We start from the raw sequence: 14,430 nt of genomic DNA on the forward strand, positions 1-14,430 counted from the left end.
ATCCATGAATACGAGTTATATATCAAGAAGAAGCTTTCTGCGGACCACCGGCGTATCCGCTGCAGCGCTTTGTCTTGGCTTTATGTTCTCTTCGGCAACAGATGAAACGGATGTGATCAACACCGGTTCAGCAGATCCTTCAGAGATTGAACTTAACGCCTGGATAAAAATTGATGCGAGCGGTAAAGTAACCCTCGTCGATCACCGCGCAGAAATGGGCCAGGGCTCTTACCAGTCAGTCCCGCAGATCCTTGCTGAAGAGCTGGAAGTTAACCTGGCAGATGTGAATATTATTTTTGCACAGGGAAACAAGGCGAAATACGGCAACCAGATCACCGGCGGCAGCTCAACTATCCGCGGCTCTTACAAAAACCTGTTGAAACTGGGAGCCACCGCAAGGGTTATGCTAACCACTGTGGCTGCCGCTAAATGGAAAGTGCCTGTAACGGACTGTTATGCCGAAGCCGGGCATATCATCCATCGTCCCTCAGGCAAGAAGTTTCATTATGGCGAACTGGTAACCGACGCTTCTAAATTGGAAGCGCCCAAAGATGTGGTTCTGAAACCCAAATCGGCCTATAAGCTGATTCGCCAGCCATTGCACCGCCAGGATACACCGCTCAAAACCAATGGTACTGCGGGATTTGGTTTGGATAAAAAACTTCCGGGCATGATGTATGCAGCCGTGGAACGTAATCCGCGCCTTCGCGGAAAAGTAAAAAGCTTCGACGATACCGCTGCCCTGAAAGTTCCGGGCGTAACCAAGGTATTCAAAATCCGAATGGGCGTTTTTAAAACTTTCCGGGAGGGCGTGGTTGTTGTAGCTACCTCCACCTGGGCTGCCCTTCAAGGCAAAAAAGCATTACGGGTACAATGGGATGATACCGGTTTCGATCATGTTAACACCGCGGATATCTTTAAAAGCCAGCAGGATAAATTAAAGGTGGAAGAAGGTCTGATCCTGAAAAAACAGGGTGATCCGGACGGCGCTATCAACAGTGCCGCAAAAAAGCTGGATATTGTTTATCAAACACCCTACCAATCCCACAGTGCGATGGAGCCTGTTAATTGTGTAGCGCATTATCAGGGCGACAAAGTGGAGATATGGGGGCCAATCCAGGCTCCGGAATGGGTGCAGGAATATATTGCCGGGCAACTTGGCTGGACGAATGACAAAGTTACGGTCAATATGACCTTCCTTGGCGGCGGCTTTGGCCGCAAAGCCTTTATGGATTACCCGCACGAAGCGACCATGATCTCCAAAGAGATAGGCGCCCCGGTCCAGGTAATCTGGACACGTGAGGATGATGCCACACAAGGGCCATACCGCCCCGGTATCAGCTATCGCTGCGAAGGCGCCATAGAAAACGGGGACATCACAGCGCTTAAATTCAGAATGGCGGGTCAAAACAATGACCATTGGCGGGATGGACCAAGCGGCAAGGCGAACCGCAGCACCTCCGAGGGCTTTTTAAAGCCCTACTATGACACGATTAAAAATATCAGCTTTGCGGAGGTCATTTTTGAAACGCCGATACCTACCATGTGGTGGCGCTCTGTCTACGCATCAACCAATGGCTTTGCCTATGAAAGTTTTTTAGATGAAATGGCACATGCCGCCGCTAAAGATCCGCTGGATCTGCGCAGGCAATATCTGACAGACCAGCGGAGCCAGAAACTGATCGACAAAATGGAAGAGGTTTCAGGCTGGAAAAACAGGAAGAGGAACGAAGGTTTTGGTACCGCGATCACCGAATGTTTTTCAAGTACCGTAGGCCAGGTGGTTAAAGTCTCTAAGAATGCGGAAGGAAAACTGAAGATAGACCATGTATGGGCAATCATGGACTGTGGCTGGTATGTAAACCCCGATATCGTTAAGGCGCAGGTGGAAGGCGCGATCCTGATGGGCCTCGGTGCAGCGACCATTCATGAGATCACCTTCAAAGACGGCTTGGTCGAACAACGGAATTTTTATGATTATAAAATGCCGAGAATTACCGACATGCCTTCTATCGACGTCTTTATCATGGAGAATGATGAAGACGCAGGTGGTGTGGGCGAACCGGGATTACCTGCCTTTGCACCGGCATTAACCAATGCGATCTTTGACCTGACCGGTAAGCGTATACGGAAACTACCGTTTGATTTGACGACAGTTTAAACGAGGAAATTTGAAAGAGCTGAATGATATCGTAAAGGCCTATGACCTGGCACAAAGCCTGGGAAAGCAAACCGCTTTGGCCACAGTGGTACACGTCGACGGTTCATCTTACAGGAGGGCCGGTGCACGTATGCTGATGACGGAGGACGGGCAACTTACCGGTGCGATCAGCGGCGGCTGTCTGGAGGGTGATGCCCTGCGCAAAGCAAGGCTGGCCATGGTGCAGCAAAAAGCGATGCTGGTCACCTATGATACGACTGACGATGACGATGCAAAACTTGGTGTAGGATTAGGCTGCAACGGCATTATTCAAATTCTGATAGAGCCGGTGTCACCCGGCCAGGAGCTTAATCCGGTAGAATTCTTCAGGTCCTTTTTGCGCAAGCGTGAACGGGCAATGCTCATCACGGTCTTTAATATGGAAGACCGTTATAAGGAACAATACGGAACGTCGATGCTCATTGAATCCGGTGGACGGATCGAAGGGACAATAGCCGACGATGTCCTTGCCGGGGTTGTAGAAAATCATGCCTTGTACGTTCTTGCTCATGGAATGCGTTCCAACCATACCTATCTGTGCCACGGTGATTATACCTGCCTTATAGAACTGCTGGAGCCTGTTGTTTCACTGGTGATCGCCGGGGCCGGGAATGACGCTATGCCGCTGATACAGATCGCAAAGGTTCTGGGATGGTCGGTTACACTGGCCGACGGCCGCGCAAATTATAACACTGCCGATCGCTTCCCTTTGGCTGACCGATTGATCATCGCCAGGCCGGAGGATGTGCTGCCCCAACTGGCAGTCGACAGGCATACCGTGTTTATGCTGATGACCCATAATTACAATTATGATACCGCACTGCTAAAAACCTTGCTGCCGTTTAAGCTTCGCTATATCGGGATACTTGGTCCGAAAAAGCGCTTGCTGCGCATGCTGGAAGAGCTGACCCGGTTGCCGGCGGATGATTACAGTATCCCGAAAAATATCCACGGACCGGCGGGCCTGGATATCGGCTCCGAAAACGCGGAAGAGATTGCGCTCGCTATCGTTTCTGAGATCCAGTCAGTTTTAAAGCAGCGGGATCCCCGGCCACTGAAAAATAAAGCGCATATCCATGACCGGTCTGAGACTATTGCCCAACAAGAACAGTTAACCGATAAATGATGATATACGCCGTAATACTTGCAGCTGGCCCCTCCAGCAGGTTGGGCCGGCCGAAGCAAAACCTGGTATTCCGGGAAAAGACCTTGCTGCAGCACGCCATAGCAAACGCAGCAGCGGTTGCTGACAAGGTTTTGGTGGTCCTGGGGTCAGATGAGGAATCTGTCGCAGCGACGCTATACAGTGCACCTGTAGAGGTGCTCTCCAATCCCAAATGGCCTGAAGGGATGGCCTCCTCTATACGCAGAGCGGTTACTCACCTGGAAAGTGAATATCCTGATGTTACCCACGTGCTTTTTATGGTTTGCGACCAGCCTTTTATTACCGCTGCCTTTCTTGAAGGTCTTAAAAATATGGCACTGACTACAGGTGCCGGCATCGTCGCAGCGGAATACGGGGATACAATGGGTGTCCCGGCTATATTTAAGGTCACCTACTACCCGGAATTAAAAAAACTGGCAGGTGATGAAGGTGCAAAACATGTATTGACAGCCAACCTGCGTGACCTGAAATGTGTACCGCTGCAACAGGCGGCAATAGATATAGATACGGAAGAGAACTATAAAGACCTGCTCGCTAACGAGCAGGAACTGAACGGTTATTGATCATTCCGGTGGCAACGAAAATTATACCTGACGGCTTCTTCAGTCCCCAACCAGCCGCCTAACATCAATATATATGATAAAAGATTCTTTCGGACGGATTCATGATTATTTAAGGATCTCCCTTACAGACAATTGCAATTTCAGGTGTTTCTATTGTATGCCCGACGAAGACTATGATTTTACCCCTGCATCCAGGCTGATGCAGCTCCATGAAATTATTACGCTGGCTAAATTATTTGTAGATCAGGGGGTGAAGAAAATCAGGCTGACCGGCGGCGAACCGCTCGTGCGTAAAGATGCGGCATTGATCATCTCCGCGCTGGGCAAGCTTCCTGTGGAACTGACGATCACCACCAATGGCAGCCGTCTGCATGAAATGTTGCCGGCATTAGTTGAAGCAAACATCCACTCGGTAAATATTAGCCTGGACACCTTGCAGGAAGATAAGTTTCTACTGGCGACCCGCAGCAAATCGTTTAAACAGGTTTGGAACAATATTGATCTGTTGCTGGAGCATGGTATCAACGTGAAGATCAATATGGTGTTGATGAAAGGCTTTAATGACAATGAAATCATCGATTTTATAGCCTGGACAAAAGAGAAACCGGTCCAGATCAGATTCATTGAGTTTATGCCGTTCAGCGGCAACCGCTGGACAAGTAATCAGGTTTTTTCCCGGCAGGAGATTTTAGAGGTCATCGGGGCAGTCTATTCCTATCATGCAGTTGCCTCAAAGCCCAATGATACGGCACGAAATTACCGGTTGGACGGCCACCAGGGATCTTTTGCCATCATCAGTACGATGACCGCACCCTTTTGTGATACCTGCAACCGCATGCGCCTGACGGCGGATGGCAAATTAAAAAACTGCCTCTTCTCTTCCGGGGAGGCTGACTTGCTATCGGTGTTGCGCGCGGGGGGCGACGTGCTGCCGGTGATCAAAGCGTGTATCTGGCAAAAGGAAAAGGAACTTGGCGGGCAACTGGGACGAAACTTTGAGAAACTGTTGCCCGAAATGCTTAACAACCGGAGTATGATCACTATCGGAGGATAGGGATAAGCAAGGAACCGGAAGTATAATATACCATAGCTAAACAGCAGGTACCGTTATACCGGTTAATCATCAACCCGTTTCATCATGGCGCCAATGTTTCAGCCCGGTCAGCGCAGGATGTTTTTTTTTATATACAGGTAAGTCTTTTTACATGCAAATAGAGATCATCACATTTGGAAATATAACCGACGTTATTGCAAATGGCAGCCTATCGCTTCCGGATCAAACCGACACAGATCAGCTTAAAGCTTACCTGGAGCGTATCTATCCCCGCCTGGCTGGGATAAAGTACAAACTGGCTTTGAACAAAGCACTTGTTCATCAAAATATGGCTGTTCCGGAAGGTTCCGCTGTAGCCATCATGTCGCCTTTTTCAGGTGGTTAAGCAGAATGATGTATGAATGAAAGATATAGCAGGCAAATAGTTTTGAAGAATTTTGGTGCCGCCGGCCAGGAAAAACTCGGCATGGCCGCTGTATTGGTCATAGGTGCCGGCGGCCTTGGCTGCCCTGCGCTGCAGTATTTAGCAGGCGCCGGCCTTGGGCATATCGGTATTGCAGATGGCGATACCGTCAGCCTGAATAACCTGCACCGTCAGGTGCTGTATAATACGGAAGATGTTGGCAAAATGAAAACCGAGGTTGCTTTCGAAAAGTTGACCGCTATTAATCCGGAGCTCCGCATCGACACTTATCCTTTCAGGATCAAAGCTAACAACTGCCTTGACATACTCGACCGGTATGATGTGGTATTAGATTGCAGCGATAATTTCGAAACCCGGTACCTGGTGAATGATGCCTGTGTGCTGCTCGATAAACCCCTGATATTTGCCGCTGTTTCTGCCTGGGAAGGGCAACTGGCTGTCTTCCATAAAGCAACGGATACGGACATCAGAACAAACTATCGCGACCTGTTCCCCAACCAGCCGGGAAACGATGAAATACCCAACTGCGAGGAAAACGGGGTTATAGGCGTGCTTCCCGGCATTCTCGGCACTATGCAGGCTGCAGAAGCGATTAAACTGATTACCGGCAGCGGCAAGCCGCTGATCAATCAGTTACTGAATTACAACCTGCTCCAACAAAGTATATATACCTTAGACATTACTCCCGCCCCCGCAGGCACCTACTTACTCCAGCAAAGCAAGACCGAATTCAGCGATATCAAATGCCAATTGTTCCCCGCCGAAAATTATATGGATATAGCAAAAATCGGCATTGGTCAATTAAATGAACTGCTCGGCACGGATTCAACACTGATTATCGACGTCAGGGAGATCCACGAAAGGCCTTTACTATCTATAAAACATCTAAAGCTGCCGATGTCGGTTTTTAAGGCCGTCCTTCCCGCAGAGATCAATGAACAGCATATCGTTTTAATTTGCCAGCATGGCGGCAGGAGCATGACAGCAGCAAGGATACTTGAATCTATCTACGGAAACAAAAAAAACATCTACAGTCTGGCCGGCGGAGTTACACGCTGGTCCGAACAATTACAATGGTCAAATGAGTGATAAAAAACTAAAAAACATATTCATCAATGGCGCTGTATCGCCGTCTTTTATTGCAGAACACATTGCCGGGCATCATTCAAAAACTGACATCGGTGCCCACCAGATATTCCTGGGCCAGGTTAGGAAGGATGTGGTGAATGGCAAAACGGTAACAGCCATCGAATATACCGCGTTTGAGCCCCTGGCACTTGAAAAAATGCAGATCATCCGGGAAGAGATTTTCGCTAAATACCCGCTTGTTTGTATGCACATCCACCATAGCCTTGGCATGGTTAAGGCCGGCGAATTGTGTCTTTTTGTATTTACCTCATCAGCACACCGGAAGGCCGCTACAGGTGCCTGTGCAGAGGTAGTCGAACGGCTGAAAAAGGAATTGCCAATTTGGGGGAGAGAAATATTCGAGGATCAAACCTATCAATGGAAGGAAAACAAATGAATACCCGCGATCAGACCAGGTCAAGTGTTGATGCAGCCCGGGGGTAAACCGGTCAGCAGCTGATTGCACTGATCAACTTCAAAACTTCACCAATCGGAAGTAATCTAATCGTACTTTCAGCCATAATCTATGTGAAGGTAATACTGAAATTCTAAAATCAATTATTGATAAAGGGCCCGCCATGGGCCTTTTTTTTTGATTCCCTCCTTTAGACCGGCGGTAGCTCCGGAAACAATCCGGAAACCTGTCAGCGACGGGTGAAGTGTGCAAACCTGCCTGTTTATCTCCGCTAATTTATCCTGCCCGAACCCTATTTCCTGCACCATTGCTAAGTGCAGAACAATGGCTTTCAAGCCGGATTCTCCTCTTCCGATTCTATTCGCTGGAATGTTATCGCCTGCGGCTCCAATGGCATTTTTTTATTTAATCCATTATTATTTTAAACGAAACGGGTAAAAAGCGCAGCTAAAATCAAGCCCGGACCTGTCGTGGGGTTGGCAAAAGACTACGACATAAACGGCTGCCTCCCCAGAGGGTCCCCTCCAATTATTTCGTTTCCTTTTGCCTGCTGCCGGGCTTTACGATTTGCTTTCTTTTTTCCCTTTTTCTTTTAAAAATAATCCATCAGGCAAGGGCGACGAAAGAAGAGCAGTAAACAAAATAATTATTCACTAAAAAAGCAAATCGTATGCTATTCACAGGAAGACTGACCGCAAACGCCGAAGTAACAGCGGTCAAAGGGGACAAACAGGTAATTAATTTTACCGCAGCCATTAACCAAAAATGGAAAAACAAGGCGGGCGAAAAAAAAGAAAAGACCGCATTCGTTGACTGCGCCTACTGGCGCAATTCAGGCATTGCAGAATACCTGACCAAAGGCGCCGTAGTGGAAATATCGGGATGGATGGAGGCGCAGGCCTACCAAAGCAAAAAGGACGGTTTACGGGCAAGGCTCATATGCACCTGCGATACCATCAAGCTGTTTTCGCTTACCGCTAAGAGCGAACCAAAAGCCGAAACAACGCAAACTGCACCCTACACCACGGGCGCAGGCGCAGACGACGACGACCTGCCTTTTTAAATCTACCCGCAACATTAAAATCTATTTCAGCAGCAACATTAAACATCAAAAATCATGGCACACAATATCAATTTTAACGAGCAGACAGGACAACACAGTTTTTTCAGTGTCAAGGAAAAGGCATGGCACGGATTAGGACAAATCGTACAGGATTACCCCACCAGTAAGGAAGCATTAGCTTTTGCGGGGCTCGACTTTAATGTCGTTAAAATGCCGAACATCCACCGCCTGCAGGACGGCACAGAAACCATTTCCAAAAGTTCATTTTTCACTTACCGTACGGATAACGGTGAAGTATTAGGCGACAAAGTGGGCACAGATTATAACATTGTTCAGAATGCAGATGCATTCAGTTTCTTTGACGCCATTGTCGGCGGGGACGGGATGCAGTATGAAACCGCAGGGGCGTTAGGCAAGGGCGAACGCATTTTTATCACCGCCAAACTTCCCGGTTATATCAAAGTCGGCAGCGATGATTATATCGAAAAATATCTTTTCCTGACCACCTCGCACGATGGCTCGGGCAGTATCACCGCAGCATTTACCCCTATCAGAATTGTCTGCCAAAATACGCTAAGTGCTGCACTCCATAACAGCTCCAATACCATTAAGATACGCCACACCGCCAGTGCGGAGGACAGGCTGAAGGAAGCCCACAAGGTCATGGGCATATCGAATAAAATGGCGGACGAACTCGACGGCATCTTTAACCAATGGACAAAAGTGCGCATCACCGATAAGGACATCATGAAACTGATACAACAGGCAATGGCACCCAGTAAAGAGGTTTTGAAGAGCCTGAAAACTGGTGAGGAACTTTCGACCGTGTTCAAAAACATCTGCGACAACGCCTTTATGTACGCTATGGCAAGCCCCACCCAACAGACCGAAACCACCAAAGGTACTTTGTTCGGCGCGTTCAACGCCATCACAGGCTACTTCCAAAATGTCAAGGAATACAAGGACGATGAAGCCAAAGTAAAATCCATTATAGGCGGTACAGGGCAATTGCGCACACAGGCTGCCTTTGATTTATGCCTTGGCTATGCCAAGAACGGAGCAGAGATATTAACCCTTAACTAAGATTCCATAGGGGGAGCAATCCCCCTTATTAAAAAACTATAGCAGATGATATGAAAACGTTAAACACCTTCAATAATGTAGAAAAGGCCAAATTGATACACGCCTTATTCCTCCCTGAAATACCCGGCTTTTTAACCTATACACAGGAACTGTCAGCCTTTATCAAAGACCATCCCGATGAGGTGCGCAAGGTTTGGAAAAATCAGCTTTTCGGGGTTGACTTTTGGTTTCAGCTTTCAGCAGATTCAGACCGCAAAATCAAACAGTACGGCAGGCAACTGGAGAAAAGCAGTAACCTGTTTGCCGACCAGTTATTTGACGGCTACGGGGCTTTGTACCTGCATCACTGCCTGACCACCTACACCGGGCAGGGTAAACATACAGACCCCAAATTCAAAACCGCAGTTGAACTCTTTTTTAACCCTTAAAATTCAAACAATGGCAAATATGTGCAGAAATATGGCGGTGTTCACAGGTGAGCAAAGCCAGTTACAAAAAATAGCCATGCTGTTCACTCACATGGCAATCAAGGAAAAACAGGAGGAAAAAGGACAGCTACCGTCCTTTATCACGCCTGATAAGGATTGGTTCTTTAATATCGAATGGGACGGCGACAGGCTTTTTTATGATACCCGATGGTCGCCAAATTTTAGTGCGATGCAAAAAATAGCAGACCATTATCAGGTAGGATTCATACTGGACTATACAGAAACGGCTAACCTGATTTATGGTCAGGCAACCTATGAGCAGGGCGAACTACAGGACATCTTTTTAGAGCCGATCGATTTTGACCTGTATGAATATGACGAAGAAGCCGACACCTACACCTTTGAAAATTACACCTACGAAGACAGCGGGGAAATACTGGAAATCCTGTTGGAAAGGAAGAAAGGGCAACGGTCATGAAAACGATAACCCTAAAACTATACAACTTTAATCAACTGGATAAACATGCTAAACAAAAAGCCCTGACCACCTATCAGGATTTGAACATCGGCTTTGATTGGTGGAACGATGAATTGGAGGATTTTATAGAACTGTGTTCCTATTTAGGCATAACGGTTAATAAAGACAGTATCAAATTCAGGGGCTTCTATGCACAGGGGGACGGCAGCGGGTTCTCCGCTATGGTAGACATACCTAAACTGGTTAGCGCAATCGCTGGTCAAGCGTGGAAAGACTACGCCCCGATGCAGGAGTTTTTATTCATCGTTCCGCAGGTTGACCGCAGGGTATTGGCATTGGTAGCAGGAGGCTTATTGCCAAGCGAACCGCAAATTATCAGCAGGACAAGGCAATACGGCATCGTCACCGACTTGGGCATATCGGAAGTTATCAAAGACGGTAAAACGCATGACAACATCTTCGAAGAACTGGACAAACTGGAAGAATGGTTGCGCTCCGTTGCGGAAATCCTGAACCGCCACCTATACAAATCCCTCGAAAACCAATACGAGTTCCTGACAAGCGATACCGCCATCAAGGAAAGCATTCTCAACAATGAATACCTCTTTACCGCAGACGGCAGGTCGGCAAACCACTTAGTTGAACTGAACAAACGGACACCAAAAAATTAAACATCATGAAAACGAACTTTTTTCAAAATATAGCAAGCCTCGGGCTTCTCGGCACATGGAAGCTGGTGATACAAACCGATGCAGCGGGCAATATGACCGTATCGGAACTTTTTAACGCCACCTGCGGGGATAAAGCCGTAAAGCTGATTATTCCCTACACGCTTACAGGCACAGCGCAGGATTTGGACGAGGGGTTTTTTACTAAGATAACCGAGCCTGTAACCAAAACAGCTGAACTGCAAACCAATCTGGAAGCCCACCTCAAAAGCGTGGAACAGGCTAAAGCAGCCTCTAAACTGGAACAGGACAAAAAGAACAAGGAAAAAGCACCATTGGCATCAACCCCGAAAAAGTCGGACGATGCGGAACTGCCCGAACCAAAAATCAGCAAGGAAGAAAAGAAGAAAGCCTACGATACCGCAATGGAGCAGGTAAGCGAACTGATAAAGAAACTCAAATTTTCAGAAGCCCTGACCGTCCTGCCAAGCGTTGAGGAACACCCCAATAAGGAAAACGAACTGAAAAAGAAACGCCAGTACCTCGAACAGCAAGCCAACCTGTACGAAAAAGCACTCTTAAATTTTAACGCAGAATAAAACCCTAATGCCATGTTAGCAACGAAATTACTACCGAGAGTTTTTGTCCATACCGAGAACGGGCAAAAGATACGCCTGACTGACCCCAACGAGGATTTTAGCCCCGAAGCGGTCTGCAATTATTACAGCAACCTGTACGCCATACTCACCACCGCCAAAATCACAGGGCCGGAATTTGTGAACGATTGCAGGGAATATGAATTTGTGTCCACCATAGGGGTGAAAGGGTAAAACCATGAGCACAGAAAACGATAAAGGATTAATCAAAGAACGCAAGCAACAGCTATGGAAACTTCATCAGCAAATCGCCCACTTCGCCAAAGACCTCGACAGGCTGCCCGATGCGCAGGAAGCAAGGCTCAACCGCCCGAAATCAGCACCGCAGCACTTGCTGCCGATGGTTTTTTAAGGCACAGCTTTATGCCCCTGTACAAGCCTGCACCCGATTTACACAAGGCAGCAACCATAGAAATGGATTTTTTCAAATCCCTTTCCTGCCTCGAAAACTATTACGGGCTACCGCTTAACGATTACCGCTACCTGCCATACCCGTATAATATCCTGATGGCGGAACGGGAAGCGAAGCGCAAACTAAAAGCAAAGGGCAGGTATCGGGCTTTACAAATTGTTCAGGAGGATGATAAGCAAACATTCATCACGATAACGGAAACATTCAACAGCGATTTCGGGCTGTATTACATCCCCGTCATGCCGGTATATGACCTTTGGCAACAGCCTGAACATGCCCATTGCGGCGAATTACTCACCGCTGTTTGCGCCTACCTGTATGCGGAAGCGGGTATAGATTATTACCGTGATGAGGATACCTATATGTACCGTAACTACGAGTACTTGGAGGAGTGGATCAACGAAAGGGCATTTGAAGCGGAGGATGAAGATGACTATTGCAGGCAGAAATACGATTATGCGCAGGCCGCAGCGAAGGGAGACTTCATACAGGAAAAAATGATGGCGAACGGGTTTCGCCACAGCCTCGGCAGCCTGATAGCCAACTTTAATGCGGTGACCGAATTTGATAAACAATGCCTGACGGTCGCTAAATCCACCTGGGAACTATGGCAGTCCTTTCCTGAACAAAACCTGTATAAACATGCCAGCCTGCAAGATTATGAACCCGAAGATTACGATGATGATTACGTGGGTATGCATGAATATTTCTCCTTTATCGGAAGTGTGCGGGACAGCATCAGCGACGACCTTAAAAACATGGTCAATGATGATTTTAATGAACGCAGCCGCTATCAGGAACCCGAAATCGTGACTTTTTTCAATGAACCCAAATCAGTTTATACTGATGAACTCGCCTACGAGGAAAGACTATTGAAACTGATAGATGATTTATGTACCCTTTTATACTACAAGCCATGAAAGATTTAACAGGAACATTTGGTAATCTATACGAGCCTGTAAAAGCCCTGCTGATTATGCAGAAAACAGGAGATGGTCACCAAAGCGATTTTTACATAGAAAGTTACGATATGGACGAAAGAGGTTGCCCCATCAACGGGCATCCCTTGTCCATAGCTGAAAGCAATAAATTAGCGAAAGCTTTACAGGCAAGCGAAAAAAAAGCACAGGGCTTCTTAAACCCTGCGGGGCTGATGCCTGCCAACGTATTAACCATCAACAGCGGTCAGGCAGGTTATGCGGTTTGGCATACGCCGCCGCAGTCGGTCAAATTGCTGTTTACCGAAAACCTGCATATTCCGTCAGGCATCGCCAGCATTCCTGCTTTGGTTTGGAAAGCCGGAAAGAACAGTTTACAGGTCTTTGCGGTTGCCGATACCGAATTTTCAGCACAAACCGCCCTTTGTCATGCGCCTTTTTTTAACGTCTACCCTGACGGCAGGGTTTGCATGGGTAACGTACGGGTAGGCATTCCCAAAGACTGCGGACTCGAGCAATTCATGGAACTTTGGCAAAGCTATTTTTTCAACAGCTATTTCAGCCACCTGTTTGGCGGGCATCAGCCTGTCAACGGTAATATCATCCAGCTTTGGCAAAGTCTGACCGCTACGAAAGAGCCATTCCCAACCGATGTGCTGATACGAAATAAGTTTCACCTGAAAAATTTACTGAAATGAAAACACTAACACCCATTCATATAACAGACAACTACCTCGTCAATCCGACCAACCCGATTACCGTGAACTTAATTGGCTGCGGTGGTACGGGCAGTCAGATGCTCACCAACCTCGCCCGTATGCATCAGGCCATGCTTGCGCTCAACCATCCGGGCTTTATGGTTTATGCCTATGATGATGACACCGTGAGCGAGGCCAACCTCGGCAGGCAGCTTTTTGCCGATGCCGAATTAGGTTTATATAAAAGCGTGGTGCTGATCAACCGCATCAACCGTTTTTTTGGCACCAACTGGAAAGCGGTAACCCGCCGCTATGATGCGGGTTACGTGGAAAGCCATTCTAATGAGGGCAAAGCTAATCTTTTCATTTCCTGCGTGGACAATGCGATTTCACGATTTGAAATTGCTGACATCCTGCATGAGTTCAGCAGTTACAACACCTACGAGCGAAACCGACCCTTATACTGGATGGACTTGGGTAACAGCAAGGACACGGGGCAGGTAGTTCTTTCGACCATCGGTAAGCATAAGCAGCCGGAATCCAAAAAATACGCACCCGTGGGAAACCTCCCGTTCGTTACCGAAATTTTTAAGGATTTATTGCTAACGGCAGATGCTGCCGACAATACACCGAGCTGTTCATTAGCCGAAGCATTGACCAAACAGGATTTGTTTATTAATTCCAGTTTAGCCAATATGGGTTCATCCCTGCTGTGGCAGTTATTCAGGGAGGGCATTTTATTTTATTGCGGGTTCTTTATGAACTTAAAAGATTTCAGGACAACACCAATCAAAATCACTTCCCCTGTAATCAACAATCTGCAGGGTGACCAACTATCTCAAGCAGCATGACGGTTATGAACATTGAAGACAAAAACGGCAAGGTGATTACCATCGAAAACCTCGATTTAGCCATCCTGCAAGCGGACGATTACCGCCATTACCGGCATACCGATCCCTCATTCAAAACTTTGGATGAGGGCTTGCAGGCTTATTGGGAAGATGTCTTCCAAAAATTAAGCCGGTTGAGGGAATAATAAAAAATCGCGCCAGCCTGC

At 47.5% G+C, this 14,430-nt stretch carries 19 protein-coding genes; all 19 read left to right on the top strand.

What is annotated here, in order from left to right; all coding sequences use genetic code 11:
• Positions 1-4: 4 nt before the first annotated feature.
• Complete coding sequence (locus AC1RM2_RS04370; protein WP_492983760.1) at positions 5-2,161, top strand: molybdopterin cofactor-binding domain-containing protein; 2,157 nt, start codon at positions 5-7, stop codon at positions 2,159-2,161.
• 10 nt (positions 2,162-2,171) lie between these two features.
• The gene (locus AC1RM2_RS04375) at positions 2,172-3,326 is read left to right on the top strand and encodes an XdhC family protein (protein ID WP_492983762.1); all 1,155 of its coding nucleotides are present in this window, start codon (positions 2,172-2,174) and stop codon (positions 3,324-3,326) included.
• The gene (locus AC1RM2_RS04380) at positions 3,323-3,928 is read left to right on the top strand and encodes a nucleotidyltransferase family protein (protein WP_492983764.1); all 606 of its coding nucleotides are present in this window, start codon (positions 3,323-3,325) and stop codon (positions 3,926-3,928) included. Before AC1RM2_RS04375 ends, AC1RM2_RS04380 begins: the two co-directional genes overlap by 4 nt.
• Before the next feature lie 73 nt (positions 3,929-4,001).
• Positions 4,002-4,982, top strand: a complete 981-nt coding sequence (moaA, locus tag AC1RM2_RS04385; protein ID WP_492983766.1) for a GTP 3',8-cyclase MoaA — start codon at positions 4,002-4,004, stop codon at positions 4,980-4,982.
• 151 nt (positions 4,983-5,133) lie between these two features.
• Positions 5,134-5,367, top strand: a complete 234-nt coding sequence (locus AC1RM2_RS04390) for a MoaD/ThiS family protein (protein WP_492983768.1) — start codon at positions 5,134-5,136, stop codon at positions 5,365-5,367.
• A gap of 12 nt (positions 5,368-5,379) precedes the next feature.
• A complete protein-coding gene (locus tag AC1RM2_RS04395) occupies positions 5,380-6,495 on the top strand; it encodes a ThiF family adenylyltransferase (protein WP_492983770.1) in 1,116 nt (371 codons plus the stop codon).
• Complete coding sequence (locus AC1RM2_RS04400) at positions 6,488-6,931, top strand: molybdenum cofactor biosynthesis protein MoaE (RefSeq protein ID WP_492983772.1); 444 nt, start codon at positions 6,488-6,490, stop codon at positions 6,929-6,931. Before AC1RM2_RS04395 ends, AC1RM2_RS04400 begins: the two co-directional genes overlap by 8 nt.
• Before the next feature lie 688 nt (positions 6,932-7,619).
• Positions 7,620-8,012, top strand: a complete 393-nt coding sequence (locus AC1RM2_RS04405; protein ID WP_492983774.1) for a single-stranded DNA-binding protein — start codon at positions 7,620-7,622, stop codon at positions 8,010-8,012.
• A 54-nt stretch (positions 8,013-8,066) separates the two neighbouring features.
• Positions 8,067-9,095, top strand: coding sequence for a DUF932 domain-containing protein (locus AC1RM2_RS04410; RefSeq protein WP_492983776.1), 1,029 nt, complete (start codon positions 8,067-8,069; stop codon positions 9,093-9,095).
• 50 nt (positions 9,096-9,145) lie between these two features.
• On the top strand, positions 9,146-9,523 hold the full coding sequence (locus tag AC1RM2_RS04415; RefSeq protein ID WP_492983778.1) for a hypothetical protein: 378 nt from the start codon (positions 9,146-9,148) through the stop codon (positions 9,521-9,523).
• 10 nt (positions 9,524-9,533) lie between these two features.
• Positions 9,534-10,001, top strand: coding sequence for a DUF1281 family ferredoxin-like fold protein (locus tag AC1RM2_RS04420; protein ID WP_492983780.1), 468 nt, complete (start codon positions 9,534-9,536; stop codon positions 9,999-10,001).
• Entirely contained in the window at positions 9,998-10,672 is a 675-nt protein-coding gene (locus AC1RM2_RS04425) for a DUF8835 domain-containing pootine (protein WP_492983782.1), read from the top strand. Before AC1RM2_RS04420 ends, AC1RM2_RS04425 begins: the two co-directional genes overlap by 4 nt.
• Before the next feature lie 5 nt (positions 10,673-10,677).
• Positions 10,678-11,268: a PRTRC system protein E gene (locus AC1RM2_RS04430; protein ID WP_492983784.1), complete on the top strand. Its 591-nt coding sequence runs from the start codon at positions 10,678-10,680 to the stop codon at positions 11,266-11,268.
• A 12-nt stretch (positions 11,269-11,280) separates the two neighbouring features.
• Positions 11,281-11,499 carry a PRTRC system protein C gene (locus AC1RM2_RS04435; protein ID WP_492983786.1) on the top strand — a complete coding sequence of 73 codons (219 nt, stop codon included), beginning with the start codon at positions 11,281-11,283 and terminating at the stop codon, positions 11,497-11,499.
• Between the two features lie 4 nt (positions 11,500-11,503).
• On the top strand, positions 11,504-11,677 hold the full coding sequence (locus AC1RM2_RS04440; RefSeq protein WP_492983788.1) for a hypothetical protein: 174 nt from the start codon (positions 11,504-11,506) through the stop codon (positions 11,675-11,677).
• Between the two features lie 11 nt (positions 11,678-11,688).
• The gene (locus AC1RM2_RS04445; RefSeq protein ID WP_492983790.1) at positions 11,689-12,657 is read left to right on the top strand and encodes a hypothetical protein; all 969 of its coding nucleotides are present in this window, start codon (positions 11,689-11,691) and stop codon (positions 12,655-12,657) included.
• A complete protein-coding gene (locus tag AC1RM2_RS04450; RefSeq protein ID WP_492983792.1) occupies positions 12,654-13,373 on the top strand; it encodes a PRTRC system protein B in 720 nt (239 codons plus the stop codon). Before AC1RM2_RS04445 ends, AC1RM2_RS04450 begins: the two co-directional genes overlap by 4 nt.
• Positions 13,370-14,224 (top strand): PRTRC system ThiF family protein, encoded by an 855-nt coding sequence (locus tag AC1RM2_RS04455; RefSeq protein WP_492983794.1) that lies wholly within the window; start codon positions 13,370-13,372, stop codon positions 14,222-14,224. Before AC1RM2_RS04450 ends, AC1RM2_RS04455 begins: the two co-directional genes overlap by 4 nt.
• Entirely contained in the window at positions 14,221-14,409 is a 189-nt protein-coding gene (locus AC1RM2_RS04460; protein WP_492983796.1) for a hypothetical protein, read from the top strand. Before AC1RM2_RS04455 ends, AC1RM2_RS04460 begins: the two co-directional genes overlap by 4 nt.
• The last annotated feature ends 21 nt before the right edge of the window (positions 14,410-14,430 follow it).

The organism is Mucilaginibacter sp. GW822-FHT03E02, from assembly GCF_058801545.1.

Bases quoted from the DNA above. Each gene is read 5' to 3' on its own strand.
- AC1RM2_RS04370 (WP_492983760.1), top strand. From the start codon at position 5: ATGAATACGAGTTATATATCAAGAAGAAGCTTTCTGCGGACCACCGGC.
- AC1RM2_RS04380 (WP_492983764.1), top strand. From the start codon at position 3,323: ATGATGATATACGCCGTAATACTTGCAGCTGGCCCCTCCAGCAGGTTG.
- moaA (WP_492983766.1), top strand. From the start codon at position 4,002: ATGATAAAAGATTCTTTCGGACGGATTCATGATTATTTAAGGATCTCC.
- AC1RM2_RS04390 (WP_492983768.1), top strand. From the start codon at position 5,134: ATGCAAATAGAGATCATCACATTTGGAAATATAACCGACGTTATTGCA.
- AC1RM2_RS04395 (WP_492983770.1), top strand. From the start codon at position 5,380: ATGAATGAAAGATATAGCAGGCAAATAGTTTTGAAGAATTTTGGTGCC.
- AC1RM2_RS04400 (WP_492983772.1), top strand. From the start codon at position 6,488: ATGAGTGATAAAAAACTAAAAAACATATTCATCAATGGCGCTGTATCG.
- AC1RM2_RS04405 (WP_492983774.1), top strand. From the start codon at position 7,620: ATGCTATTCACAGGAAGACTGACCGCAAACGCCGAAGTAACAGCGGTC.
- AC1RM2_RS04410 (WP_492983776.1), top strand. From the start codon at position 8,067: ATGGCACACAATATCAATTTTAACGAGCAGACAGGACAACACAGTTTT.
- AC1RM2_RS04415 (WP_492983778.1), top strand. From the start codon at position 9,146: ATGAAAACGTTAAACACCTTCAATAATGTAGAAAAGGCCAAATTGATA.
- AC1RM2_RS04420 (WP_492983780.1), top strand. From the start codon at position 9,534: ATGGCAAATATGTGCAGAAATATGGCGGTGTTCACAGGTGAGCAAAGC.
- AC1RM2_RS04425 (WP_492983782.1), top strand. From the start codon at position 9,998: ATGAAAACGATAACCCTAAAACTATACAACTTTAATCAACTGGATAAA.
- AC1RM2_RS04430 (WP_492983784.1), top strand. From the start codon at position 10,678: ATGAAAACGAACTTTTTTCAAAATATAGCAAGCCTCGGGCTTCTCGGC.
- AC1RM2_RS04435 (WP_492983786.1), top strand. From the start codon at position 11,281: ATGTTAGCAACGAAATTACTACCGAGAGTTTTTGTCCATACCGAGAAC.
- AC1RM2_RS04440 (WP_492983788.1), top strand. From the start codon at position 11,504: ATGAGCACAGAAAACGATAAAGGATTAATCAAAGAACGCAAGCAACAG.
- AC1RM2_RS04445 (WP_492983790.1), top strand. From the start codon at position 11,689: ATGCCCCTGTACAAGCCTGCACCCGATTTACACAAGGCAGCAACCATA.
- AC1RM2_RS04450 (WP_492983792.1), top strand. From the start codon at position 12,654: ATGAAAGATTTAACAGGAACATTTGGTAATCTATACGAGCCTGTAAAA.
- AC1RM2_RS04455 (WP_492983794.1), top strand. From the start codon at position 13,370: ATGAAAACACTAACACCCATTCATATAACAGACAACTACCTCGTCAAT.
- AC1RM2_RS04460 (WP_492983796.1), top strand. From the start codon at position 14,221: ATGACGGTTATGAACATTGAAGACAAAAACGGCAAGGTGATTACCATC.